2 protein-coding genes are annotated in these 909 nt (G+C 75.0%); both read left to right on the top strand.

What is annotated here, in order from left to right:
* A partial coding sequence (locus JHN63_RS51480) for a hypothetical protein (RefSeq protein WP_374223038.1) occupies positions 1–599 on the top strand: 599 nt, incomplete at its 5' end.
* A gap of 9 nt (positions 600–608) precedes the next feature.
* Positions 609–909: sensor domain-containing protein (locus tag JHN63_RS51475; RefSeq protein WP_200692001.1), on the top strand; the 301-nt coding region annotated here is incomplete at its 3' end.

The following is a 909-nucleotide window of genomic DNA, read 5'->3' as shown; positions in this document are numbered from 1 at the left end:
ACAGCAGTTCACAGGGGCTGCGCCGACACATCTACGCCGACCCATGTGCAGGGGGACGCACCATGACCACCACCCGCGATCTGCCCACTGGGCCCACCCGGCCCACCCGGCCCACCGCCCCGGACCCGGCGTCCGTACGCGTCGCCCGGCGACTCGTCCGCGAACCCTTCACCCGGACCACCTGGCGCCGCACCGCCTACGTCCTCCTCGCCCTCCCGATCGACCTCGCCTGCATCCCCCTCGCCCTCCTCGGCGCCCCCACCGCCCGCTGGCAGCGCGGGCTCGTCCGCCGCTTCCTGGGCACGCAGATCCCGTGCACCGCCCGCGCCGGCGGCCTGCCCCACGCGCTCCTCGCCACCCCGCTCAACCTCCTCACCGCGTTCATCACGCTCTACGGCTGGGTGATCGTCCCCATGAACCTCGGCTGGCCACTGCGCGCGGGCGACGACTACTCCCGCGCTTGGGGCGGCCCGACCTTCGCCGGCGCCTGGGCCTTCCACGCCGTCCTCGGCGGGATCGGCTTTCTGCTGCTGATGCCGTGGGTGGTCCGGGGCCTGACCGCCGTGCAGGTCCGTGTCGCCAGGTCGCTGCTCTCCTAGGTTGATCCCATGCCGAGCCTCCGCTCCCGCCTTCGCTCCCGCCTCCGCACGCTTGCCGTCGCCACCTTCGGCCGCCGCGCCCTGGCCGCCGTCCTCTACGGCGTGATCGCCCTCCCGCTCGCCCTCGTCGGCTTCTTCCTCACGCTCGTCGGGGTGGTGTTCGGCGGCGCGCTGTCGGTGACCACGCTCGGCCTGTGGCTGCTGGCCGTCACCGTGCGGGGCGCGCTGGCGCTGGGCGCGGTGCAGCGGGGGCTCGCGCGGCGGCTGCTCGGGCTGGAGATCGAGCAGCCGGGCGGGCCGGGTGCGGGGG

Source organism: Streptomyces sp. MBT65 (assembly GCF_016612545.1).
Lineage (GTDB): Bacteria > Actinomycetota > Actinomycetes > Streptomycetales > Streptomycetaceae > Streptomyces.
The sequence above is the reverse complement of the archived record's forward strand: the minus strand, read 5'-3'. Positions and strand labels throughout refer to the sequence as shown.